This window comes from Methanosarcina sp. MSH10X1, assembly GCF_004099695.1.
In the GTDB taxonomy this organism is placed as follows: Archaea; Halobacteriota; Methanosarcinia; order Methanosarcinales; family Methanosarcinaceae; genus Methanosarcina.
In genome coordinates this window covers 54503-77522 of record NZ_SCHL01000007.1, presented here as the reverse complement: position 1 = coordinate 77522, position 23020 = coordinate 54503, and the positions used below count along the sequence as shown (strand labels likewise).

The window sequence follows — 23020 nt, the reverse complement described above, 5'->3', positions numbered from 1 at the left end:
TTTTCGGAGACCTGCAGGTTCAAAAAATAGAATTATTTATTTTATTATTCTTCTGTCTCTTTACCCCTGATTAATCTCCATCCTGAGATCTCCCATGAGGGCAACTCTTTCGGCGAAAGCATTATGCCTGTGAATGCTTTCTTCATTGGTTTGTTTGATGGTGATTACTGCATTATCAGGAAGGTCCGGAAACTCTCTTACTATATTGTCAGCCATAGACCTTACGCAGTCTTCCACGAATTTAGGGTTCATATGTGCAGTTTCTACAACGACCTTTTCATCTGAGCGTTTCAAGACCTCGTACACGCTGGAACTCATAGAACGTTCGATAATATCGATGATACTTTCGAGCGAAACATCGAAATCATGTGCTACCTTGATTGAGATAATACCTCTTCCGCGCTGGTTATGGGTAGCCATGGGAACTCTTTCAAGGAATTTTATAATTGTGTCTCTGTCAACTCCAAGCTCGGAAAGTTCATTTGCAGCTTTATCCCGCATAATCTCCTGAGCGCAGGGGCAGGCGGTCATTCCTACGACTTCGGCACCGATCAGCTTCTTCACATCAAAATAGTCCTCATTGCCTTCTCCCCTTACTGCAGATGCTTCAGCAAAGATGTTTACAACTTCCTGACATTTGATCCCGGTTGAGGGAGAAGCACGTCTGATCATATATTCGCTTTTCATCCGAACTTCTGCCTGGTTGGCGTATTCATGCCTGCCAAGCAGGTTATGTGCGATGTCACTGCACAACTGCTCAATCTCATATACGGGCGTACTGAGTACTTTTTCCAGCACCTCGTCTACAGCTTCAAAGTTGCGCGAAAGATTTGCTCCCTTTCGATCAGAGGGCAGGTCAACAAAAACGTCAAAAGTTGAAATCAGTACGATAGGACGTTTGTCTTTTCGCTTGATTTCAACGAGTTTTTTCACATTTGTTACCCCTACACGGGTAAGGTTAATAGCTATGCTTGGTTTGCTGGCCTGGACGTCCGGGAGGTTGAAGATACAATGTTCCATAATTAACCAGATCCATGAAAAGATGAGTGTTTGATTTTGTAAAATGAATTCTGATAAGTACGTAATTTTTATTCCATTTGGAAAAATATAATGACCATAAGGAGTTATAGCATGTAAAGTTTGTGCTTTCCAGGTTCTTTTTCCAAAAGTACAATAAAATTTAAGTTTCAAAACTGTCCAAAATCCATTTCCTGAAACTTATTTTGGACTGCATTTCTAACAAGATATAATTATTTAAATATTTCCCATTTTGCCAACAATATTGAAAAATTTAGTTTATATATCCCTCTCAAATCAGGGAGAATTTTGCATAAACCAATAACTACAGGCAACATCCTGAAGAAAGATTTTATATACTTTAAAACTTAATCAGTGTCTAGCAATACATTTGCGAGGTGACCTTTATGTCCAACACAAGAAATTTTGTTTTACGAGACGAAGAAGGCAATGAGCACGGAGTTTTCACTGGAAAACAGCCTCGGCAGGCTGCCCTGAAAGCTGCAAACCGGGGCGCCGGGACTAAATCCAAACCGGATATCATCCGCCTCAGAGAACGCGGGACAAAGAAGGTGCACGTTTTCAAGGCATGGAAGGAACTTGTCGAAGCCCCTAAAAACAGGCCTGACTGGATGCCTGAGAAAATCAGCAAGCCCTTTGTCAAGAAAGAAAAGATAGAAAAGATCGAATAAACCTGAATAAACCTAATTTCTCTCACATGCCCTGAAAATCGGGGTTCTTTCTTTTTCTTTAATATCCAAATAAGGAATTGGCCTGGACTGGTCTTTAATTTTATCACTATCCGGGCTGCTTATTTCCAGTACTTTCTCGAAATTGATCATATCATCTTTGTTTTTCCATGTTAATCGAGTTCTTGCCAGCATCTTTAACGATAAGTTTAAAAATAGATTTTCTGATTCCTAGATCATGGAACTGAAGAGAGAGAACGTGCTCATTGAAGCCCTGCCTTATATGCAGGAGTTCTTTGACTCAATCATGGTTATCAAAGTGGGCGGGAATGCAATGGTTAGCGCCCAGATCATGGAAGATATCATAAAAGATGTTGTGCTCCTGCGTTATGTGGGAATCAAACCCGTTATTGTACATGGCGGCGGGCCTGAGATCACGGAAAAAATGGAGCGGATGGGTAAAAAGGCTGAGTTCTGCCAGGGGTTAAGAATTACAGATGACGAGACTATGGAAATTGCCAGAATGGTGCTTGTCGGAAATATCAATACCAAAATTGTATCCCTTATCGGGGTCTGCGGGGGCAAAGGCATTGGGCTTACCGGCCACGATGGTAGAATGATCCTTGGGCATAAACAGGGTGTACAAAAAGTAGTAGTAGATGGTATTGAAACTGAAGTTGATATTGGCTGGGTTGGAGAGAGCGAAGTTATCAATCCTGATATCCTTCATATAATGCTTGAGAATGGTTACATTCCGGTTATTTCTCCTATTGCTGTGGATGCGAAAGGCAATGCCCTGAATATTAATGCCGATATAGTGGCAGGCGACATTGCGGCAGCTCTGCATGCCAAAAAGCTCATTCTGATGACTGATGTATCAGGCCTGCTTAGGAATCTAAAGGATCCGGCTAGCCGCATCTCCCGCGTAACTCTGGAAGAAATCGAGCCTCTTATCGCTGAAGGCGTTATACGGGGGGGCATGATCCCAAAACTAAAAGGTGCAGCAGTCGCAGTGAGAAACGGGGTCGAAAGAGCCCATATAATAAATGGAAGCGTTTCTCATTCCATGCTTCTTGAGCTCTTTACCGATTGCGGAGTTGGAACAATGGTATGCAAGCTGGAAAAGCCAAAAGAATAAATAATGATAGATTACAGCCCGAGACAGCGATGTAATTCATCCAATCCCGCAAACCTTGTCACAAGCCCATTCAAAAAATCCTTGATCGCAAGCCTTTTAAAAAAAGGCTTGAGCGAAAATCCCCACGTAACGGCGTGATAAACCGGCGCAACGCAAACTTTTTTTGAAAAAGTTTGATCAAAAACTCATGATTTATCTATACTGGTGTAACCGGAGCGTGATCGACCGGCGCAACGGTCGCGGCACAACGGTTTCGGGTCAACGGTCGCGGCTCAAAAAGAATAATTTATCGGCGCCGGTATTTATCTCCCGGGCGCCTGCTTTTACTATTTTTATGTCTTTTAATCTAAAATGGGTGTGCCGTAGGTAAAGTCTTCAAGCTCCAGGACTTTTTTCCAGAGCTCTTTACATTCACAGTCGGTTTTATTAAGATCTTCTAGATTTTGAGTAAGTGAAAACATCCTGAGAGAATCTGCTGCGTCTGAGCTGCAAAGTTTACAGTTGTGAGGGCCGCGTTTTGAGCCTGCGCCTACCGGATCCGACATCAGGGGCAGGTCAGGATGGGCGGCTTTTGCTCTTTTCAGGATCTCTATAATGCTCCATAACCACGGAGGGCGGTACTGCCCCTTTTCCCAGAGGGCTTCGACAAGGGTGCCTTTCTGGACGTTGCAGAGGTTGATGGAAATCGTGTCAGCGTAAGGGGATGCATCGTCTATGGAACGGACGATGTCCTCCAGTGCCTGGCGCTCCGAGAGGAAGAGAGGCTTTAGCATGAGGTACGCTTTTACGGTTGCCCCATTCTTTCTTGAAGTCTCTGCAGCACGGATGAAGTCCTCGAAGGTAAAACCTTTATTAATAGAGTCTCTGCGGATCCTGTCCGAGCTTGTTTCCAGCCCGAAAGCCAGTTCAAAGGGCTTGTTTTTCAGAATTTCGAGACACTCCTGCACATTCTCCTCGGTCACGAAGTTGGGACGGGTTTCCACAAGTACTTTTACTACCCTGGGATTGTCTGCAAGAGTCTTGAGGATCACGTCCCTCGCTTCGCGAGGCACTTCCAGCTCGTCAAGAAAACTGCCTGAGGTGAATATTTTGACCATAAACTCAGGGAATTTTTCTGCTTTTTTCATTGCTCTTGCAAGCTGGGCTTTATAATCTTCCAGCGTTGGGGGTTCACTTGCGCAGTCGTAGACATACCCGCACATAGTACACCCTCCGGCTTTTCCCCAGCGGCAACCTGCGCTTTTGAAAATCACAGTTAGGGTGTTTACCTGAGTTCCGTTTACAAGGTCAATTCCTGTCCAGCTTGCCGCAGGTTCGTCCGTAGGAGAGGGCTTTACTTTAATCCGCTGCCGGATTTCCATTACTGCTTTGTTCAGGGTCATGGGTGTAAAAACTCGCTTTATGGCTTGTTTATAACTGTAAAAAAGGTTAGAAAGCTGAAAAACAGCTTCGAAGTCTATATTTTACATTATATTCTGTATTTATTACTTTATTTTATTCAAAATTACTCGAACTCGATTGTTGCAGGCGGCTTTGGTGTAATGTCATAAACCACCCTTGCTACTTTTGGAATCTCTGAGGTGATTCTTGCTTCCAGTTTCTTAAGTATATCCCAGGGGAGTTCGAGCGCTTCGGCAGTCATCCCGTCTCTGGACCCTACAGCTCTTACAGCTACGATCCAGCCGTAAGCCCTGATATCTCCTTTTACGCCTGTTCCCTTGCCAAGGACAGCGGCAAAAGTTTGCCAGGGGCAGAACCTGTCAAGAAGCTCCTCTTCAACTATAAAGTTGGCTTCCCGAACAACCTCAAGCTTCTCCTCTGTAACTTCCCCGAGAATCCGCACAGCCAGACCAGGCCCTGGGAAAGGCATTCTTTCGCAGATTTCGTCAGGCAGCTGGAGCGCCCAGGCGACTTCCCTGACCTCATCTTTATATAGGTCTTCAATAGGTTCAACAATTTTTTTGAAATCCATTACGCTGGGCAGCCCCCCAACGTTGTGGTGAGATTTGATTCCACCTTCGGACTCGATCCTGTCAGGGTAAATCGTGCCCTGGATAAGGTAATCGGCTTCAAGTTTTCTTGCCTCTTCCTCAAACACGCGGATAAAGGTCTCGCCTATAGCCTTCCTCTTTTCTTCAGGGTCGGTTATACCCTTCAGGGCTGCAAGGAACCTATCCTTTGCATAGACAATATCAAGGTTCATATGGGAGAAGATATGCTTTATCCTCTCGGTTTCTCCTTTCCTCATGAGCCCGGTGTCTATATAAATCGGCTGAAGCCTGTCCCCGATCGCCCTGTAAGCCAGCTCCGCACAGACAGAACTGTCCACACCGCCCGAAAGTGCAATTATTGCTCTCCCGTCCTTTATTTCCTTGCTAATTTTCTCAACTGCTTTTGGAATGAACTTCTCGGGTTTTACCATTGAAATGCTCCTTAAATGATGCTAAATAAAATTCTTCGAAAAAATGATCGTAATCAGTAAACGGTATTAGAATTATCTGAATTTGATTATTTTATTGTGATATATGAGTTTGTGCATGGGAGTTTTGGTATTTAAAAGTATCATAAAAGAAATCGTCAATTGATAAAAATATTTTAACTTTATATGTGCGGAAATGAGCATTTAAGTAGAAATTTTTTTATGTGTAAGCTGTAAACACGGAATGTATTTTTCTTTAATTCCTGGTGCTTAACTTATTTTTATCTCGATTTCAGTTTCATATCTCACTGCTAAGGAACTACAGCTGGTAAGACCTCTTAAATATTAGAAGATCTATCTCCTGCAAACTTTAGAAAGACCCTGTCTAATACGGGAAAGCAAGTAATTTCAACCTAATCAAAGCTCATCTCCTGACCCTTTCCAGAAAATTAAAAATTAGACTTTTATACAAAGCTTTTCCAAAAATATTCCTATTATAAATGATGGAGAGGGGTTGATTATAGGAATGGGCAGTGAGAACTATGAGGTCATTGATAAGCTTGAAAATATTGCGAAATCCCTGGAGAGCCTGGCAGAGTCACAGAAAAGGATAGCTGATACTCTGGAGTGGATGGTAAAGGACAAGGGAGTTGTAGATTAAGGCGGGCGAAAACTTCTGGAATATGGAAAAGCGTACAAAGAATGGTTAATGGACAACCTGGAGAAACTGAAAACATAACTGGCTGGTAAATATCATAACTAAAGAGGAAGGTAAGAAGTGCCTGGGTGTAGCCGCACTTCTTACCTTCCTATCCTTACCTCATACCAAACATTAATAATGTTGACGCTAGAAATAAATAAATTTATTATTTATTTCCATTTTTAATCCTTTCAATTCTCTTCGGATTTTTCTGAAACAACGATCGCTTTCTCTTTACTGAACTCTACCGTTTTAACTCTAATATTCTTATAGTTCAGAGTATCTATCAGGAGTTTATAATCAGTATAGCTGAATACTTTCACCCCGCACACCTGTAACTTAAATATGATGAGCTTAAAACATCACAGCGTCAGGATTCCGGATCAGGCGCATTTTATACTTATATCTGATTATTGTACCTGATTATTATAATCTGAGAAAAATCTATTATAAGCCTGAAATGACCTGTCACTGACATGAGAATAGCCTATTATAAATATTGAAAGGGACTATTATAAAAATATCACTTATTAAGGGTGTGGTTGTGCATAAACGTATAGCTATACCTGATTTCCCGGAGATTACGGGCTTTATATTCTGGCACGAATTAATTCTACAGTCAGGGGGATTCGAAAACGAGCACTGAATATGATTTCTTGAGGGCGAGTAAACGCGAGCTTGAGCCCGTGCCTTCTCTGTCTGCAAGAATGTATTCAGCCCTGCATCAGTATTTCGGATATACTTCTTTTCGCCCTCTACAGGAAGAGATTATCAGGGATGTTCTGGAAAGGAAAGATGCTTTCGTACTCATGCCTACTGGCGGGGGCAAGTCGATATGCTATCAGCTACCTGCTCTTCTTATGAAAGGGGTTACGATTGTTGTTTCTCCGTTGATTTCCCTGATGAAAGACCAGGTTGATGGGCTTGAAGCAAATGGGATTGCTGCAGCCTGCATGAACAGTACCCAGAGTGCCAGAGAAATCCGGGATGTGAAAACAGCTTTTCTCGAAAACAGATTGAAAATTCTTTACATTGCTCCCGAAAGGCTAATGATGCCAGGAACTTTTGCCTTTTTAAAGAAAGGGAAGGTTAGCCTCTTTGCAATTGACGAAGCTCACTGCATCTCCGAGTGGGGACACGACTTCCGCCCTGAATACAGGAAATTGAAAATTTTGAGGGATCCGAAGACCGGCTTCCCTGATATTCCAGTTATCGCGCTTACGGCAACAGCCACAGAAAGAGTTCGGGAAGATATCGTAACGCAACTCAACCTTAATATTGCCCCGGAAAAAGGTCCGTATGTAGCCAGTTTTGACCGAAAAAACCTTTATTATGAGGTCAGGCCAAAGAAGGAGACTTTTTCCGAAATCACAGACCACCTGCGCAGGCATAGAGGTGAAGCTGGAATTATCTACTGCCAGAGCAGAAACAGTGTTGAAGCCCTGACAAAAAAACTGAATCTTGCGGGTTTCAGGGCTCTTCCATACCATGCGGGCCTTTCGGATGCTGACAGAGCCCGAAACCAGGAAATGTTCATCAAAGATGACGTGGATATCATAGTAGCTACTATTGCTTTTGGGATGGGGATTGATAAATCCAATGTACGCTTCGTAATACACTATGACCTTCCCAGGAATCTTGAGAGCTACTATCAGGAGACCGGCAGAGGGGGAAGGGATGGCAGCCCCTGCGAATGCATTCTATTTTTCAGCAGGGGAGACCGTTTCAAAATTGAGTATTTCATTTCACAGAAGACAAATGAAAAGGAGAAAGACGTTTCTCTTGTGCAGTTAAGGCAAATGGTAGCTTATTGTGAGGGAAATAAATGCAGGCGCCAGACCTTGATGGAATACTTTGGTGAGGAACTTTCGGAGCCCTGCGGTAACTGTGACTGCTGCCTTACTCCGAAAGGTACTTTCGACGGGACTGAAGCTGCAAAGAAATTGGTATCCTGCGTCCAGGAACTGAACCAGCGCTTTGGCACTAACTATGTTATTGATGTGCTCACCGGCTCAAAAAATAAAAAAATCCGTCAAAACCGCCACGAAAAGTTAAAAAGTCATGGCACTGGCCGGGAATTTACCAAGGAACAATGGAGATCCTTAGCTTCCGAAATGATAAATACCGGACTTCTGAACGTGAGTGGAGCACAGTATCCTGTTTTGAAGTTGAACGCCATGAGCAGAAAGATATTGGCGGGAACGGAACTGGTAGAGCTTGTCTGCCCTGAAGGATTTGCACCTGAAGCTGAAGGAAACTTGAAGCCTTCAATAATTGCCGGTATAAATGATAGAAGAGCAGATGATCTGTGTTTACCTGTAGAAGGAGCTTCAGAAGGAGCATTTTCAGAAAAATTCTCAGTTGCGGCTGACATTCTAAAAAATACAGAAACCAGAAAAACCGTAAAATGCGGAAAGGAACCTGATCCCATTCTTTTTGAGAGGTTAAAAGCTCTGAGAAAGGAAATAGCTCTAAAGAAAAATCTTCCTCCTTACATCATTTTTTCTGATACCACCCTTAAGGAAATGGCTACAAAATTTCCACGCAGCTCTGAAGAGTTTCATTCCATTACAGGAGTTGGAGAGCATAAACTGAGAAAATATGGGGATATTTTTCTCAAAGAAATTGAAAACTATTGCAGGGACTACAACTTGATACCTGCCGGAAAACCAGAAAATTCGGAAATTGCCTGTAGAAGTCCTGAAAAAGTGGTAATTGCCTCAGAAGAAATCACTCAGAGCGATGAGAACTGCGGAGATGAAATTGAAATTCCAGGCGTTAGCATACTGGACCTGGATTCTGACAATATGAAGAGTTTGGAAGCTTTCAATTTTCCGGCGAAAAGGGCAAGGTATCTGGACACGAGTATCCAGGACTGGTCAGGAAGAGATTCTTCGGCAGGTGGCTCCGGAGAAATAAATTCATCAGGAATTCCGCCTGAATCAGGAACTGTAGATGCGATCAAAACAGCATCTGTTGAATCCGATCCCGATGAAAAAAATTCGCTGGAAAGAACTCTTTATCTTTTTAAGAAGGGATTAGGGGTTGACGAGATTGCTGAAATCCAGGGCATGAAGACAAGGGCTGTCTTCAGGCAACTTGAACAGCTCGCGCTTTCCGGAAATGTCAGGGGTATTGGAGGAGTCCTGCCCCCGGATAGGCAGCAACAGGTGAATAATGCACTCAAAACCCTTGAAATTGAACTTGACTCTTTGCTTCGGGCCACGTTAGACGAGAACTGCCAGGAAGAAGAAATAAAATTTATCAGGGCTTTACTTCTGTCCAGAGTCTGCTTTTCCCGGTCTGAAGGCGGTAAGTAAAACCCCTTCCTGCGAATTCCACTATTTTTCTTCGATTTTATGTTTTTCTGGTTTTTTACTTCACTCTTTTTATCTCATTCTCTTTTTATCTTCTTTCTTAGCCCGAATCCGAGAAATGAGGCCATTCAATGTTTTTCCCACTTCTTGAGTTCCATTATCTCAGATAGGGTCCCACCTCTCTTAATTTCATCGAAGAGCCTTTTCTCAGTTTTGTTGACTTCTTTTGCTCTTCTTGCCAGCTCGTAAGCTCTTTCCGAGGGGATAACTACAACTCCGCTTTCATCGCCTATTATATAGTCGCCTGGCTTGACAGTCTGCCCACCACAGGTTATTTCAGCATTTATTTCTCCGAAACCTTTGGGATCGCCGGCATTAGGAACAGCATTGCTAGTATAAATCGGAAGTCCCATCTTTTCGATTTCGTCAATATCCCTTGCAGCACCCTCAATAACTACTCCCGCAATTCCTTTGTTTAAAGCACTCAGGGTTGCAAGTCCTCCCCAGCAGGCGATATCCTTACTTTCATTATAAATAACAATTACGTCCCCTTCTTTTGCAATATCAATTGCTTCCACGGTTTTTGCCCAGTCTCCTGGAAAAGCCTGCACGGTAACTGCGGTCCCTACCATTTTCCCTCTTACCAGAGGGCGAATGCCTTTCATTGCTCCCTTTCTGTGCATGGCATCGGAAATGTTTGAGGTGGATACTTCCTTTAAGATTGCCCTGATCTCCTGGTCTACAGTTCCGACATTGCGGATTTCCACAGCATCCGGGGAGTCTACGCTCTGCCGGATTTTTCTGGCGGCTTCAGTTACGTTGTCAGAACGGGTTATGTTTCCTCCGACAATTACAATTCTGGCTCCTGCTTTGACAGCCTGGACTGCACTGCTTGCATCAAGCCCTCCGGCGACTGCAAGCTGCATACTGATTCTCTGCGAAATTTCTCTCAAAAGCAATATAGGATCTTTCCCTATCATCTGCTGGTCTATTCCTATGTGTACGTTCACATAATCAACGCCCAGAGCTTCAAGTTCGACCGCTCTTTTTACAGGATCAGGAGCCGAAATAAGGTCTGCCATCAGCCTGACTCCGTATTTGTGGGCAGAACGGAGCGCATCAAGTAATGTAGAATCATCTGCGGTTCCAAGGACAATTACGACATCGGCGCCAGCTTTTGCTGCCATCTCGACCTCCATTGCTCCCGTATCCACGGTTTTCATATCTGCCAGAATTGTCCTATCTGGGTAAGCTTTTCTCATGGTACGGATTGCATCCATTCCTTCACTTTTGATCAGGGGGGTTCCGATTTCGATCCAGTCCGCACCTCCTGCTATTGCTTCTTTTGCAATCTCTACCGAGCGGTCCAGTTCCAGAAGATCAAGTGCAACCTGAATTATGGGAGTTATGGTATCACCTCAAAAGGGAAATTGAAGAAATTAGGATTTTTAAGCATTTCTATATCAGCTATCATCTATGCTTTTATTTCTGGGTTTTACTCCAGGTTTACTCTGTTAAATTTACAGTTTTTATATCTATTTGATTTCTTTAGTTTGATTTCTTAATTCTATTCTCTTGATGTCATTCTCTTGATTTTATTCTTCTAATTTGATTCTGATCATTTTATTTTTATGTGTGAGTTTTTCATTACCTATATTTCTTTTTATTTGTGACTGTTTTTATGTTATTGCTGTTATCTATATCTGAGATTTAAAGAAAAGAATTAGTAAAGATAGTCATTATATGAAATTTGATGCATATACAATATCTGGGGGATAAATAGTGGATGAAAATCACAAAACAGACGAGAAAACAATCCCAGAAAAACGTATAAATGATAAGGAACGCAAAGAGCTACTTTCGGCTCTACATTGTCGCCTCTTCTGGGTGGGCCAGCACATTCCGGATTATGTGGAGTTTGAGGGAGAGACCTACCCTCTGCATAACTACGTGTGGGAACTGATTCAAAAAGATGAACTCAGTCCCGCTGAAAAATTAAGGATAGATAAATGTATCGAAATTCTCTCAGCAAAGGAAAAGAAGGATGAAAAGGAACTGGAAGAAAAGCCCCTTACTTCGGAAGAAGCAAGAAATCTCTATCACGAAACTGCGGGTTTATTGCGTGCAATAACAGATCTTAAGGAAATCGAGAGTGGAGCTCTTAAAGAGAATACACGACGTTTTCAGGAAAAGTTTATTAATCAGAGAATTAAAGATGCAAAGCTCTGGCTTGAGTTTCTCAAAAAGGTGTCAAAATAAAATGATAGAGCCGAGAGGGAAGGTAAGATTTATCATTTCAGTACTCTTAGAAGTTTCTGTAGCAAAGGTTATATCTCTGGTAATCATTTTATGAAAACAGGATGTCATTTAAGAACAGACACGTCATCTCAATGAAAGATTTCTCGCGGGAAGAAATCGATTATGTTCTGGATACCGCGGAAAAGCTTGAGCCTGTAGCCAGAGGCGAAGAGAGATCCAAGCTGCTGGATGGAAAAATTATAGCACTTCTTTTTTTTGAACCAAGTACTAGGACAAGGCTGTCTTTTGAGGCTGCTGTGCAGAGACTTGGAGGGAAGATTCTTAACCTGGGTTCCGTGGAGGCAAGTTCAGTAATGAAAGGAGAAAATCTTGCCGATACTATCCGTGTCATTAGCAACTATGCAGACCTTATAGTATTGCGCCATCCTCTTGACGGATCGGCACGAATGGCTGCCGAATTTGCAGGTGTCCCTATAATCAACGGTGGAGACGGATCTGTCAACCATCCTACACAGACGTTCCTTGACCTTTACACTATTCGCAGGGAGAGCCATCTCGAGGGACTGAAGATTGCTCTGGCAGGAGACCTGAAGTATGGAAGAACAGTCCATTCCCTCTGCTATGCTCTATCCCTTTACGGTGCTGAAATGACTTTCGTTTCGCCTCCTGAACTGAGGATGCCTCTGGAGATTGTCAGGGATCTTCAAAAGAGAGGTCTCAGTATAAAAGAGACTGACTCTCTTGAGAAAACAATTGGAGACGTTGAGGTTCTCTATATGACAAGGGTTCAAAGGGAACGTTTCCCTGATCCTGAGGAGTATGAAAAGGTTAAAAACAGGTTGAAGGTTACGGGTGACCTGCTGAGAAGTGCTGATCCAAACCTCAAAATTCTTCATCCTCTACCGAGAGTCAACGAAATTTCCCCTGAAGTAGATTCAACACAATATGCTAGCTATTTCGAGCAGGCTTTTTATGGGATTCCAACGCGGATGGCACTTCTTGCTCTTGCCATTGGGGTGATTGAATGAAGGAAAAACGAAACCTCAAAGTCGAGGCAATTGAAAAAGGAACAGTAATTGACCATATAAAGTCAGGGCAGGCCTTGAATGTTCTGCGCATACTTGGAATTTCCAGCGACTTCCGAGCTACTATCAGTTTTGTTATGAATGCGCCTGGTGCCAGAGGCAAAAAAGATGTTGTGAAAATCGAGGGGAAAGAACTCAGTGTTGAAGAGCTTAACAGAATTGCTCTGATCTCTCCGAAGGCAACCATCAATATTATAAGGGATTTTGAAGTAGTCCAGAAGAATAATGTTGTACTTCCTTCCTACGTTGAAGGCGTTGTGCGCTGCACCAATTCAAACTGTATTTCCAATAGCAATGAACCCATAAAATCCAAATTTTCCGTGATCCAGTCCGAAGAAGAAGGGGTGACTCTGCACTGCCTGTACTGTGAACATTTGATCTCGGAAAATATAGCCGAAAATTTGCTGTGAATATCACTGCTTGCCTTTTACATCATATTCAGGCTGTAGATTTTTATCCACCTGCTTGCTCCTCTGATTGTATTCGTTATCTCATACAACAAGCGGCAACCTTTTGCATCTTTTTATATGTTATTGCATCATGGTTATTGCATAAAGCTTTTCGAATATTAGTATTGCCAGTTATAGTACAGTCAATGCGCCAGGTTCTTTAAATGTGTGCTCAGGCAGTTTCTTCAGGCATGTATAGAAAGAGATATGAATTGGGGCAGAGAAATAATTAAGTACGCCTGAATCGGGGAAAGAATTCATGCTGCCGGACGAGAAAAATACAAAAGAAGCAGACACAGAATACATCAGTACTCAGGAACGGAATAAACTGCTCTGGAGTCTCAGAAGCGATTTTGCCTGGGCAGGGAAGAAGATCCCTGAGAACATAGAGATAGACGGAGAGGGGTATAAATTAGGAGAGCTGGTCCGGGAACTTGAAGAAAGAGGATTCGCTGATCCGAATGAAGTTGCCAAAGTAAGGGCTCTTATTCCGAAACTCAAAGCAAAGGCAGAAGCAGATGAGGAACTGCTGGAAACCGAAGAACTTACAACGACTGAGGCTGAGGCTTTATACGAAGAAGCTACCGGGCTTTTAAGAGCTGCAATGGAATTAAAGGACAGGCTTGAAGGAAAGGGCGGCGAGAAGAGTGTTGATGAGTTTAAAAGGATGCTAAATGCCCAGAAGCTTATTGAAGAAAAACGCTGGCAGGAGCTTATTAAAAGTTTGAAATAAGAGTTTAATTGTATTTTCCAGATAATTAAGTCTCCAGAGAATTACAATTTCTTTTCCCTTTCTATCTCTTTTCTTATTCACTCTCGTTTCTGAGGATCGTGGTAAGTTTTTCAGGTTCTTCGGTATACAACCAGATTCTCAGGTTTGAGTTTGTGGTTACTTCAAGAGCCTGCTGATAAGGCGCCATGAGTTCGTTGTTGTAAAACATTATAAAGAACATTGTTAGTAATGCAAGCTGTCTCAGAAATTGACTGAGTTCGATGTAGTCTGGAAATGACATTTTCAGATCGTACAAAGTTGTCATTATCTCTTTTTTAAAGTAAAATGGTATCCAGATTACGCAAACTAGGCGTATCAGCCAGCAACCGAAACGATTCCCTATCCTTTTTACTGAGATTTGTTTAATCTCCTCTTTTTTGATCACAACTAACTTACGCATAGGTTTCTTAATCATGATTTTTCCGGGCATTACTGAAGCAGTATTTGGATGGTTAAGAAATATCATGAGAGGCATAAGGAACATAATAAGGCCTGAAAAAATGACTAAATAAGAGCCTTCAGGACTATATGTCCAGAAAAATAATGAGACTATTATTGTGAAAAAAGTGATTATTAATATCCATAATATCCATCTCCCGTCAAAGAGACTAGCCCTCACCTTAAGAATTCCACTTTCGTGCAGACCCAGGGATGATGGTACTAACTGAATATTCCTATTTTCTAATTTAAATTCAGGGAAGCAGCCTTCCTGCCCATCTTTCTTAAGATAACCTTTCATTGGGCACCAGCCCAACAGCTTTTTGAAGTGTTCCTCAAAAACCATTTCATGCACCCTCACAATGCCTTACAATGAGTGATTTTATCTCGGCAGCCGAGATTTCGTCTAATTATGAGTAGTAAGAGTCCAACTTATATCGTACCATTTTCTTACAGGCTGGGCACCAACACATGAACTTTTGATTTGTTCAAAAGTAGCAGCTTTAGTAGGCATTTATTTTTTCTCCATAATGAGATACGAAGATTTCCAGGTCCCATGCTTTTTGCCATAATAAATAGTTTTGTGGTTCTTTTTCTCCCAATATATTAGCTGGAAATAACTAAGCCACATAGCAACCAGAGAACCTCCCAATAGTGAAAATATTGCTTGCATAGCGAGTTCTTGACCTTTAAAGTAGAAAATCACAATCATGAACGTATATGCGAGTATATAATACAGGTTTTTCTTACCTGAATAATCGATTACTGGTTGTTTTATCAGAATATCATATCTTTGCATTTGAGCATTCCAGTCAAATATAATGAAAAACAAAGAAACTAAAGATCCGGCAAGTAGAAAAATCAGGTTTACACCTAATTGCTTAATTATTGGGAGATATGTGAGTGTAAAAAATGTGGTAATTAAAAAAGTTCGGATACTTGTTTTCCGAAACCATCCAGGATTTTTCTGTTTTTCGTCATCTCCACTTGATCTACTCGAAATACCAGATTCAAAACTTTCAAAGTTAATAGGTTGTCTTGCCTCATGTGCTTTTGCATTTGGGCACCAGCTCATCAGTCTTTTTATGGTTTCGACTTTAAGGCTCATAGTTCTCCCTCTTTTTCCCCAACAGCATACATCTTCTCGAGGCTATTTTCATGTTTTACATAAATTTTCATGTGATTTCTCCTTTCCCAGTAAATTAACTGAATATAGAAACCCCATGTAAAGAACAAAAGAATTGAAAGTCCGAATAAGACTGAGTGCCAGGATTGCCTTATCATATAACTGAGCAACAGAAGCAGAGCAATAAAAATCATGATTATCAAAACCCAAAGATATGATACTTTAGAGACATAACGGACAATAGGTTTTCTTGCAATGTCGTTGAACCGTTGAATCCGCTTATTCCAGTAAAATACAAAATAAAATAGGGGAGGTAATGATGAGAAAAGGGATGGGAGAAGGCCCATGTGATTGTATATAAGGAGATGAACAAATGTTAAAAAAATAGCAAATAGAAGAATTTGATTGCTTTCTCTCTGGAGCCATCCAGAGTTCTTTAAATCTCCGTTTTCTCCCCTTGCTCTGTCTGGAATATCGGAATCAAAATTTCCAAGGCTAAAATGTCTTCTGGCTTCAGCTTCATATGTTTTGGTGTTCGGGCACCATCCCATTAGCTTTTTGATGTATTTCATGATCATAGTCGTTACTCCATCCCCATATTTACAATGTGGATCTCTGGCATGTTACGCCCGTAAATAAGCACGGTTTTTTTATTCTTCTTTTCCCAGTATATATCTGTAAAATAATACAGATAAGCTGTCAAACAAAGTCCAGATATAAGTGCCATGTTGCGCGAACCGAAGTAAAGAAGTAACATTAGAGGCGATAAATCAAACTTAAAGTAGTACAACAAAACTATCAAAGAAAAAGCAGAGATTAAAAACAAAATGAATCCCCAATTAAATTGTGAAAATAAGAGATACAGTAATGCCAAGGATAGTATTTGATTTATAACTCTCCATTTTGATGATACAGTTATTATTTTTATTTTTCTGCTTGAGTTCTTTATGTTATCCAGATAATGCCAGCTCCAGATACAAAAGAGCAGATTAAAAATAGTTCCGATAATTAACCCAAACATGAAACCTTTATCCATGGGACGGACTCCCTGAAATATAATCAAATATATGGAAAAGAGGGTAAGCCCGGAGGACATTATTAATACCCTATTATGTCGTTTGTTCCACCAGCTGGGAGATGAAATCGGTGAATTTTCGGCATCTTTCCCCCTTGATTGACTATTCGCTTCCAAATATTCAGAGCAGATGGAATGTTGGGTTTCAAGCGCTTTTACATTCGGGCACCATCCCATCAGTTTCCTTATACTCTTTATGACTATGTTCACTGCTACCATTTCCCCCATTGTACCTGCCTTTAGTCAGGCCTATTCGATCGATTCTTTTAATTTCTTAAAGAGCTCATCAGCTACTTTTGTGGGATCATTCGTGCTATGGAGTTTGAGCTGCATTTCATCTGCAAAGTCCCAGAGAAGTTCGATACATTCTCTGTACCTCTCGCAAGACCTGCATTCTCCTTCGTGTTCATACCAGACCTGCATTCCATGTTTTACCGAGACAAAAATTATTGCGTTGGCTTTGAAGGGTATCGATTTTCCGAAGAGTATCCCTTTCTTTGGGTCCAATTTTTCGACTTCGATCCTGTTTGCTCTGGCCATTTCAAACAGGACTTCTTCAATGCGCTTGTCCATACTAAGAAGGGCTCGCGAGACTGCCTGCCTGGAGACTCCGAAACGCTTTGCAATATTGATATTCGGAAGCCCATTTCGGCGCAGAACCCAGAATTCAAACTGTTTTTCGCCTGCCGGAAGGAACATAAGTAAACATCTAAATGTTGACTATTTATAGGTTTCTGCTCCGAAAGTTTTTTAGAACTATTTGTTTTAAAAAGATCTTCTTTTTAAAAAATTATAAATGTTTCCCAGGAATAATTTAATGACCTGTCCGTAAAAAATATATAGAAGCATTAAAAATTGCCCAATAAATTAATATTTTTTAAGAGTTAAGTCTTAAATTAATTTAAGAAACATAAACTTAAACTGCAGGACCAGTGAGGCTTTTTATGCGAAAAGAAGGTGATTTTGAAACTAATCCTGACGTTATTGATGTTATATATCTTTCTGAGGATTCAAAAACCAAAAATGAAGAGGGAAAAATGAAAAAAGATACTGAGGAGTTTGGAGATGAAGTCAAAGCATGTGTTGATTCCAGAATCTATGAACGTCCATCCTTTTTTCTTGGTATACCTTTTATTATCGTCTTTGGAGGCATCGGAAGCAAATATGAAAGTATCTTCTCGATTGAATACGAAGGAAAAATCGTAGTTGTGCTTTATCACGGTCTCTGCCTCATCTCAGCAGGGGATAGGCTCCGTATTCATGGAAATTGGTACAGGGGAAAAAAGCTGGGAATACAGGGAAATGTCGTTATTGGGGACAGGATTGAAAACTTGAGTTCAGGACTAATCTTCAGCCGTGAGTGATCCTACCTTAATTGAGCGATCCTATCTTCATTATTAATGTTCTAAAGATAAGTCTGATCTGGGTCAAGTTAAACATGACTAGAAAAAAGAAAGTAAATAATTTTGTCTTAGATTGGAAATGCAGATGGGTCTGATCCGGAAATTCAGCACCCATACCTGTATTCTAAAGCTTCTCAAAGTGCCTGTTTAAATGTTGTTTTATAAACCGAGCACATCATCCATGGAATAAATTCCAGGGTTTTGCTTGCAGACCCATTCGGCTGCACGCACTGCACCTTTGGCAAAGATCTGGCGGGAGTGAGCCATGTGCCTTACCTCAATCCTCTCGGAATTGCCTGCGAAAAGGACAGTGTGGTCACCTGTGATATCTCCGGCACGGACTCCATGGATTCCGATTTCTTTTCCGCGTGGGGCAATACCTTCTCTGCCGTAGACGTACTCCTTTCCACCCAGAGCCTCACTTATAACATCAGCTGCCCTAAGTGCTGTTCCGCTTGGGGCATCTTTTTTCTGGTTATGGTGAGCTTCTATAATTTCGATGTCATAGTCTGCAAGGTATTTTGCAGCTTCTCTGATTATCTTGAAAAAGACGTTAACGCCTACTGAGTAATTTGGCGAGATAACGGCACTTACCTGGCCTTTCTGGATAGCGTCATCAATTACTGATCGCTGCTCTGGAGTTAGTCCTGTAGTACCTATTATTAGATTTACTCCGGTTCTGGCTGCGATTGGAGCGTTAACTACGGTTGCGCCGGCAGCCGTGAAGTCAATAAGAACATCAGCCTTGCTTTTTTCCAGGACAGCTTCAAGATCCTTAACGTCCGAGATCTGAACTCCCAGGTTCCCGGTATGGGCAAATTCTCCCACATCCTTTCCAAAATTATTGATATCAAAAGCAGCAACAAGCTGCATATCCGGAGAGGTGGTAATATTTTCTATGATTAAAGAGCCCATCCTACCACAGGCTCCGAGTACTGCTGCATTAATCATTCCATAACCTCCAGTTTCCTGAGTTCATCTACGATCTTATTGGCGTTTGTCTCGCTAAGGGGTGCGAGTGGAAGTCTCAGGTGCCCGCTTGCAAGGCCTGCAAGTTCTGCAGCTTTTTTAACTGGGATCGGGTTCGTTTCCAGAAAAAGGGCACGAATCAGAGGGGCAATCTCAAAATGGATCTTTCGCGCTGTTTCGTAGTCTCCGGAAAGAGCTGCATTTACCATTCTTGACATCCTATCAGGTACTATATTTGCAGCAACAGAAATGACTCCTTGACCTCCTACAGAAAGAATCGGAAGAGTCAAACTATCCTCACCTGAAAGAACCACAAAATCCTCATCTACAGTACTTTCCAGAATCTGGGAAACTTTGCCAACGTTTCCGCTGGCTTCCTTAATTCCCACGATATTTTCAACTTTTGCAAGTTCAACAATGACCTCTACTGGCATGTCCTGCCCTGTACGAGAGGGGACATTATAAAGAATCATGGGAATATCTACTGATTCTGCAATTTTCTTGAAGTGTGCAAGCAGGCCTGCAGGATTTGGCTTGTTATAATAGGGAGAAATAAGAAGCACACCATCAACACCCGCATCTGCAGCGTGTTCTGTAAACAGGAGAGCTTCTCCTGTATTGTTTGAGCCTGTTCCTGCAATCACAGGAACTTTTGAGTACTCTACCGCAATATCTATTACTTCTTGATGCTCAGATGCGGAAAGAGTTGCGGATTCTCCGGTAGTGCCACAGGGCACAATTCCTGCAACTCCTCCCTCTTCAACAAATTCAATATTCCTTCGTAGGCCTTCCCTGTCAATCCTGTCATCCTTCGTGAAAGGAGTTATCAGGGCAGGCATTGCTCCTTCAAACATGTCAGATATCCCCACCTGTGTCCCGGAAGTAAATCCTCTACTCAGTATACTTTCATGCGTGCAACTTTTCTTGTAACATACCCTGCAACTCTGTTTCTTATTACTTTGCTTTCAATGGTTGTGTATTTTGTTACAAGCGTCTTGTTGGTTTCAAAATCTTTTGTGAAGACATCTCCGTGGTTTTCAATCAATCCGAATGCTATTCTTTTTATGTTTGTCTGTCTTATATTTCCCATTGTATCTCCTCTTGGATAATTTACTTTTTTAGTCCAGTTATTCAATTCTACTTCTAGTTTATCTCACATGTTTTCCTGTGAATTATGGTTAACGTGAAGCCGAGGCAGAAAATAACTTTAATGTCTATTTCCTTCTCTCGAATTGATTGGTTTAGCGGAAACTGGATGTAAAAATTTGGTTGATAATGATTTTGTCGACTAATAGGTCACTTGAGATTTATAAGTTTTGGGGTCGATAATCCCGTCTAAAGCTGTGGTGCTTATCATTCTTTCTCTCATTTAGTTTAGCGTGTAACAGGTGCTGACAATTCTCCTTTAAATATGTTTTCTCGCAGCATTGTTGGAGCGTCAATAGTTACATTTTGAGTATAATCTCATTATATGACAATTAATATATCATGGGTTTAAATATATTCTTATGCTTAAGCATATATTTTATTTCCTCTTTAGATAATCTGTTTTCCCAAGAAACCGGTCAAGAGTTCCTGCGCCAGTAAAAACACGCTCTCTTCTTACTCCTTTACGATTGATAAACAGTCCTAGTAATACAAAGAGCAGCCCAAGCTCCGGTTTTGCCCCAACAATGATTGCTCCTATTAATACCAGGGAAGAAGCTGCAAGTCCCTTCATGGCTCCTTTCCTGTAAGAACGATAACCTGTTCTTTTAAAGATCCGGATGTCCCGGAGTGTAAGGAAAAGAACTACAAAATAAGCAAACATCGCAATTTCCAGATACATTCTTTTCTCCATCTTCTGTTTTTGGTTTTGTGCTTCCTGATCTTTTATCGGGTTGAAAATAGGGGTCGATTTACTTCTGACTATATATCCTAATCATTTTTGGGGAGCAGGTTAAAATTGATCAGCATATCAGTACATGCAAGCAAATATGCAAATACGTAGGTTAGATGATATATAAAACCAGCAGGTTTTAGATATACTGGCAATTTAGAGTTGAGATGAAATCTCAAAGATAAGTCGGCAAAAAGATATTCTTTAATCTAATTTTAAGTAGTTCTCATATTATGTCCGGACTTAGTAGCCCGCTCAGGAATAGCAATCCGAGAAAGACTGGCTGATGAATGAAGTATATAACCAGAGAATACCGCCCTACTCCGGAAAATAGCCTGAAAAGAGGGTTTTTCCCGGTATAGGGGATTTCAAATTGTCTTTTCCCGCCTGTGTACAGATAGTTTCCCAGGAAAACTCCTGCGAGCAGTACTCCAAACCAGGGAAATATAGGAAAGTAATCAAGGGTTTTGAAGTTCTCGGGAGTGAAACCTAGCCAGAGCAGGCTGGAAAACCCAAAAGTTATATTCTTCAGATAAAGCCCCGAAAAGCCGAAGAACAGGCTGAAGAATAAATTTTCTTTCCCATATTTCAGGAAGGGATATACAAGTACTGCCGAAACTCCAAAAAAGTGCAGGATTCCGAAGGCAATGTACTCTTCAGGTAAAAAGATCCAGGTTATACCTGTGAGCAAAAGCCCCATTAAATAAAGTTTGAGCCCTCTTTTCAGGTATTTTGAGAAGTTTTCTGTTCCAGTTCCGCTGAATTTTTTATTAAGGGCTCTTGAGTGGCTTATAGAAAGGGCAGTTCCTGAGATAAGGATGAAAAGTAAAGCTGAGAACCTGCCTGCATAAAGTATAAGGCCGGATCTGAGCTGAATATCCGCAAGTTCGAAAAAATCCAGGTCATAAAGAAAGTGGTATAGAAGCATCAGGAGGACGGCAAATCCTCGCAGACAATCAATCTCCCAGAAACGGCCTGTATACCTGGTCATAGTTTTTTTCTCCGAAGCGCGTAAATTCTGCTTATAAAGAATAGCAATCTTCTTTAAGATATATATTTATAATTTGTGTCCGCGTTGAAGGGGAGAATGTCTATTATCCTTTTCTCGTTGATTGACATTGGGAGCCGGTTAGTCAATAAATAAAATTAGTTTTACTATTCAGTTAGTTTCAATCCAGAAAGTTTGAAATTTACAACCAGGGTAGCTTCAGAGCATTTCGCTGGTTACCAGCATCCCATATTCGAGTTCTGAGGAGATTTGTCAGATGATTCTTCTTGCAGCAGGAAAAAAGTTATCGCTGAGAGTAAAGGAATATGATAAGTGATCAGGACGAATTTTTGTACCACTTCTGTTAAATATCGAATATGCTAATTTTTCATAAATTTCTTCTAATCTTTCTACATTGTTTATATCAATCCGAGTCCCGGACCTGCATACGGAATTATCCCAAACAAAAATATATTTATCGAACCGTGGATCATTACCAGGAGGGGAAGACTTCGGGTTCTATAAAATAGATATCCTAGAAAACCTCCTACGAAAAAAGTATACAACATTTCGTAGAAAGTGCCGTAAGTAGAATGCATTATTCCGAAAAGGAGGCTTGAAATGAAAATTCCCCCGGCCGGGCCCAGGAATTCCTCCAGGCTCGTCTGGAGAATTGCCCTGAACATCAGTTCTTCCACCAGTGCGACGACGAAGACCATTATGATTATGAGTGCAAGCAAATTTGCTGGTGACAGATCCGGAATAAGCTCTCTTGCCCCGATCAGCACATATTCTGCTTGCCCGAAAATAAAACCCGTAAGGACAGATAGAGGAAGGTAGATCCATATTCTCCTCAGGGTGTCTCTTTTTCTTTCGTATGAAACTTTCTGATGAGTGACAGCAATAGTTATTGGAATTGCCAGAGGCGCATAGATAAATACGAATGAATAAAGATTTCTTTCTAAAAAGACTGGCATAGAAAAGTTTATCAATCTGAAAATTGTCAGAAGCAGAAGAGCCTGGTAGATCTTCCTTAGATCGTGGCTTTTGGTAACTGCTATTGAAAATGAAAGTGCCAGCAGCAGTAAAGTATAAGCTATTGAGGCTTCTTTCAGCTTTCCTCCGAAGATTAGTAATTCTATGAGAGTAATTGCAGTCACAGGAAAGCCTGTATAGAATATCTTTTTCAGAAATCCGATTTTTTCCTCAGTTTGTATTTTAAACATTTTCCCGAGAACTGGCAGAGAGATCTTCCCTGCCTCCAGATCTGAGGGTGGAAAGTCCGGAGTTGCCATTT

The 23020-nt window shown here is 41.3% G+C and carries 24 protein-coding genes; 9 read left to right on the top strand and 15 right to left on the bottom strand.

Going from position 1 to position 23020, the window contains the following annotated elements; all coding sequences use genetic code 11:
- Positions 1 to 60: 60 nt before the first annotated feature.
- Positions 61 to 1020, bottom strand: coding sequence for a GTP cyclohydrolase MptA (gene mptA, locus EQO05_RS07855; RefSeq protein WP_128505347.1), 960 nt, complete (start codon positions 1018 to 1020; stop codon positions 61 to 63).
- A 404-nt stretch (positions 1021 to 1424) separates the two neighbouring features.
- On the opposite strand from mptA, the gene EQO05_RS07850 reads away from it, so the two are divergent.
- Complete coding sequence (locus EQO05_RS07850; protein WP_128505345.1) at positions 1425 to 1709, top strand: non-histone chromosomal MC1 family protein; 285 nt, start codon at positions 1425 to 1427, stop codon at positions 1707 to 1709.
- 235 nt (positions 1710 to 1944) lie between these two features.
- Entirely contained in the window at positions 1945 to 2844 is a 900-nt protein-coding gene (gene argB / locus EQO05_RS07845; RefSeq protein ID WP_128505344.1) for an acetylglutamate kinase, read from the top strand.
- Positions 2845 to 3185: 341 nt separating this feature from the next.
- On the opposite strand, the gene EQO05_RS07840 is transcribed toward argB, so the two are convergent.
- Both EQO05_RS07840 and guaA read right to left on the bottom strand, forming a co-directional pair.
- Positions 3186 to 4226: an archaeosine biosynthesis radical SAM protein RaSEA gene (locus EQO05_RS07840; RefSeq protein ID WP_128505342.1), complete on the bottom strand. Its 1041-nt coding sequence runs from the start codon at positions 4224 to 4226 to the stop codon at positions 3186 to 3188.
- A 122-nt stretch (positions 4227 to 4348) separates the two neighbouring features.
- Positions 4349 to 5266 (bottom strand): glutamine-hydrolyzing GMP synthase, encoded by a 918-nt coding sequence (gene guaA, locus EQO05_RS07835; RefSeq protein ID WP_128505341.1) that lies wholly within the window; start codon positions 5264 to 5266, stop codon positions 4349 to 4351.
- Between the two features lie 511 nt (positions 5267 to 5777).
- Between guaA and EQO05_RS15505 the strand changes: the two genes are divergently transcribed.
- Together EQO05_RS15505 and recQ are read left to right on the top strand one after the other, a co-directional pair.
- Complete coding sequence (locus EQO05_RS15505; RefSeq protein ID WP_164888503.1) at positions 5778 to 5924, top strand: hypothetical protein; 147 nt, start codon at positions 5778 to 5780, stop codon at positions 5922 to 5924.
- A 746-nt stretch (positions 5925 to 6670) separates the two neighbouring features.
- On the top strand, positions 6671 to 9283 hold the full coding sequence (gene recQ, locus EQO05_RS07830; protein WP_164888505.1) for a DNA helicase RecQ: 2613 nt from the start codon (positions 6671 to 6673) through the stop codon (positions 9281 to 9283).
- A 125-nt stretch (positions 9284 to 9408) separates the two neighbouring features.
- Here recQ and hxlA read toward each other — a convergent pair whose 3' ends face one another.
- Positions 9409 to 10650 carry a 3-hexulose-6-phosphate synthase gene (gene hxlA, locus EQO05_RS07825; protein WP_240664491.1) on the bottom strand — a complete coding sequence of 414 codons (1242 nt, stop codon included), beginning with the start codon at positions 10648 to 10650 and terminating at the stop codon, positions 9409 to 9411.
- Positions 10651 to 11062: 412 nt separating this feature from the next.
- Here hxlA and EQO05_RS07820 point away from each other — a divergent pair, with 412 nt between their 5' ends.
- The 4 genes from EQO05_RS07820 (at position 11063) to EQO05_RS07805 (ending at position 13806) form a co-directional block, all read left to right on the top strand.
- Complete coding sequence (locus tag EQO05_RS07820; RefSeq protein WP_128505337.1) at positions 11063 to 11539, top strand: DUF5788 family protein; 477 nt, start codon at positions 11063 to 11065, stop codon at positions 11537 to 11539.
- Positions 11540 to 11640: 101 nt separating this feature from the next.
- Positions 11641 to 12567, top strand: coding sequence for an aspartate carbamoyltransferase (pyrB, locus tag EQO05_RS07815; RefSeq protein WP_128505335.1), 927 nt, complete (start codon positions 11641 to 11643; stop codon positions 12565 to 12567).
- A complete protein-coding gene (gene pyrI, locus EQO05_RS07810) occupies positions 12564 to 13034 on the top strand; it encodes an aspartate carbamoyltransferase regulatory subunit (RefSeq protein ID WP_128505333.1) in 471 nt (156 codons plus the stop codon). The genes pyrB and pyrI overlap by 4 nt, the downstream gene beginning before the upstream one ends.
- Before the next feature lie 298 nt (positions 13035 to 13332).
- Entirely contained in the window at positions 13333 to 13806 is a 474-nt protein-coding gene (locus EQO05_RS07805) for a DUF5788 family protein (RefSeq protein WP_128505331.1), read from the top strand.
- Positions 13807 to 13879: 73 nt separating this feature from the next.
- On the opposite strand, the gene EQO05_RS07800 is transcribed toward EQO05_RS07805, so the two are convergent.
- The 5 genes from EQO05_RS07800 to EQO05_RS07780 all read right to left on the bottom strand — a co-directional run bounded on the left by EQO05_RS07800 (position 13880) and on the right by EQO05_RS07780 (position 17183).
- Positions 13880 to 14629 carry a DUF1673 family protein gene (locus EQO05_RS07800; protein WP_128505330.1) on the bottom strand — a complete coding sequence of 250 codons (750 nt, stop codon included), beginning with the start codon at positions 14627 to 14629 and terminating at the stop codon, positions 13880 to 13882.
- Between the two features lie 168 nt (positions 14630 to 14797).
- Entirely contained in the window at positions 14798 to 15391 is a 594-nt protein-coding gene (locus tag EQO05_RS07795; protein ID WP_128505328.1) for a DUF1673 domain-containing protein, read from the bottom strand.
- Entirely contained in the window at positions 15388 to 15987 is a 600-nt protein-coding gene (locus tag EQO05_RS07790; RefSeq protein WP_240664477.1) for a DUF1673 family protein, read from the bottom strand. The genes EQO05_RS07795 and EQO05_RS07790 overlap by 4 nt, the downstream gene beginning before the upstream one ends.
- Positions 15988 to 15992: 5 nt before the next feature.
- Positions 15993 to 16712, bottom strand: coding sequence for a DUF1673 domain-containing protein (locus EQO05_RS07785; RefSeq protein ID WP_240664475.1), 720 nt, complete (start codon positions 16710 to 16712; stop codon positions 15993 to 15995).
- A gap of 21 nt (positions 16713 to 16733) precedes the next feature.
- Entirely contained in the window at positions 16734 to 17183 is a 450-nt protein-coding gene (locus tag EQO05_RS07780) for a hypothetical protein (RefSeq protein WP_128505326.1), read from the bottom strand.
- 245 nt (positions 17184 to 17428) lie between these two features.
- Here EQO05_RS07780 and EQO05_RS07775 point away from each other — a divergent pair, with 245 nt between their 5' ends.
- Positions 17429 to 17848: a hypothetical protein gene (locus EQO05_RS07775; RefSeq protein WP_128505324.1), complete on the top strand. Its 420-nt coding sequence runs from the start codon at positions 17429 to 17431 to the stop codon at positions 17846 to 17848.
- Between the two features lie 198 nt (positions 17849 to 18046).
- Here EQO05_RS07775 and dapB read toward each other — a convergent pair whose 3' ends face one another.
- The 6 genes from dapB to EQO05_RS07745 all read right to left on the bottom strand — a co-directional run bounded on the left by dapB (position 18047) and on the right by EQO05_RS07745 (position 23018).
- Positions 18047 to 18838: a 4-hydroxy-tetrahydrodipicolinate reductase gene (dapB, locus tag EQO05_RS07770; protein WP_128505322.1), complete on the bottom strand. Its 792-nt coding sequence runs from the start codon at positions 18836 to 18838 to the stop codon at positions 18047 to 18049.
- A complete protein-coding gene (dapA, locus tag EQO05_RS07765; protein WP_128505320.1) occupies positions 18835 to 19710 on the bottom strand; it encodes a 4-hydroxy-tetrahydrodipicolinate synthase in 876 nt (291 codons plus the stop codon). The genes dapB and dapA overlap by 4 nt, the downstream gene beginning before the upstream one ends.
- Positions 19711 to 19751: 41 nt before the next feature.
- On the bottom strand, positions 19752 to 19946 hold the full coding sequence (locus tag EQO05_RS07760) for a 30S ribosomal protein S17e (protein WP_128505448.1): 195 nt from the start codon (positions 19944 to 19946) through the stop codon (positions 19752 to 19754).
- Positions 19947 to 20381: 435 nt separating this feature from the next.
- Positions 20382 to 20684 carry a hypothetical protein gene (locus tag EQO05_RS07755; protein ID WP_128505319.1) on the bottom strand — a complete coding sequence of 101 codons (303 nt, stop codon included), beginning with the start codon at positions 20682 to 20684 and terminating at the stop codon, positions 20382 to 20384.
- A 277-nt stretch (positions 20685 to 20961) separates the two neighbouring features.
- Positions 20962 to 21726: a heparan-alpha-glucosaminide N-acetyltransferase gene (locus EQO05_RS07750; protein WP_128505317.1), complete on the bottom strand. Its 765-nt coding sequence runs from the start codon at positions 21724 to 21726 to the stop codon at positions 20962 to 20964.
- Between the two features lie 416 nt (positions 21727 to 22142).
- Positions 22143 to 23018: a CPBP family intramembrane glutamic endopeptidase gene (locus EQO05_RS07745; RefSeq protein WP_128505315.1), complete on the bottom strand. Its 876-nt coding sequence runs from the start codon at positions 23016 to 23018 to the stop codon at positions 22143 to 22145.
- Positions 23019 to 23020: the final 2 nt, after the last annotated feature.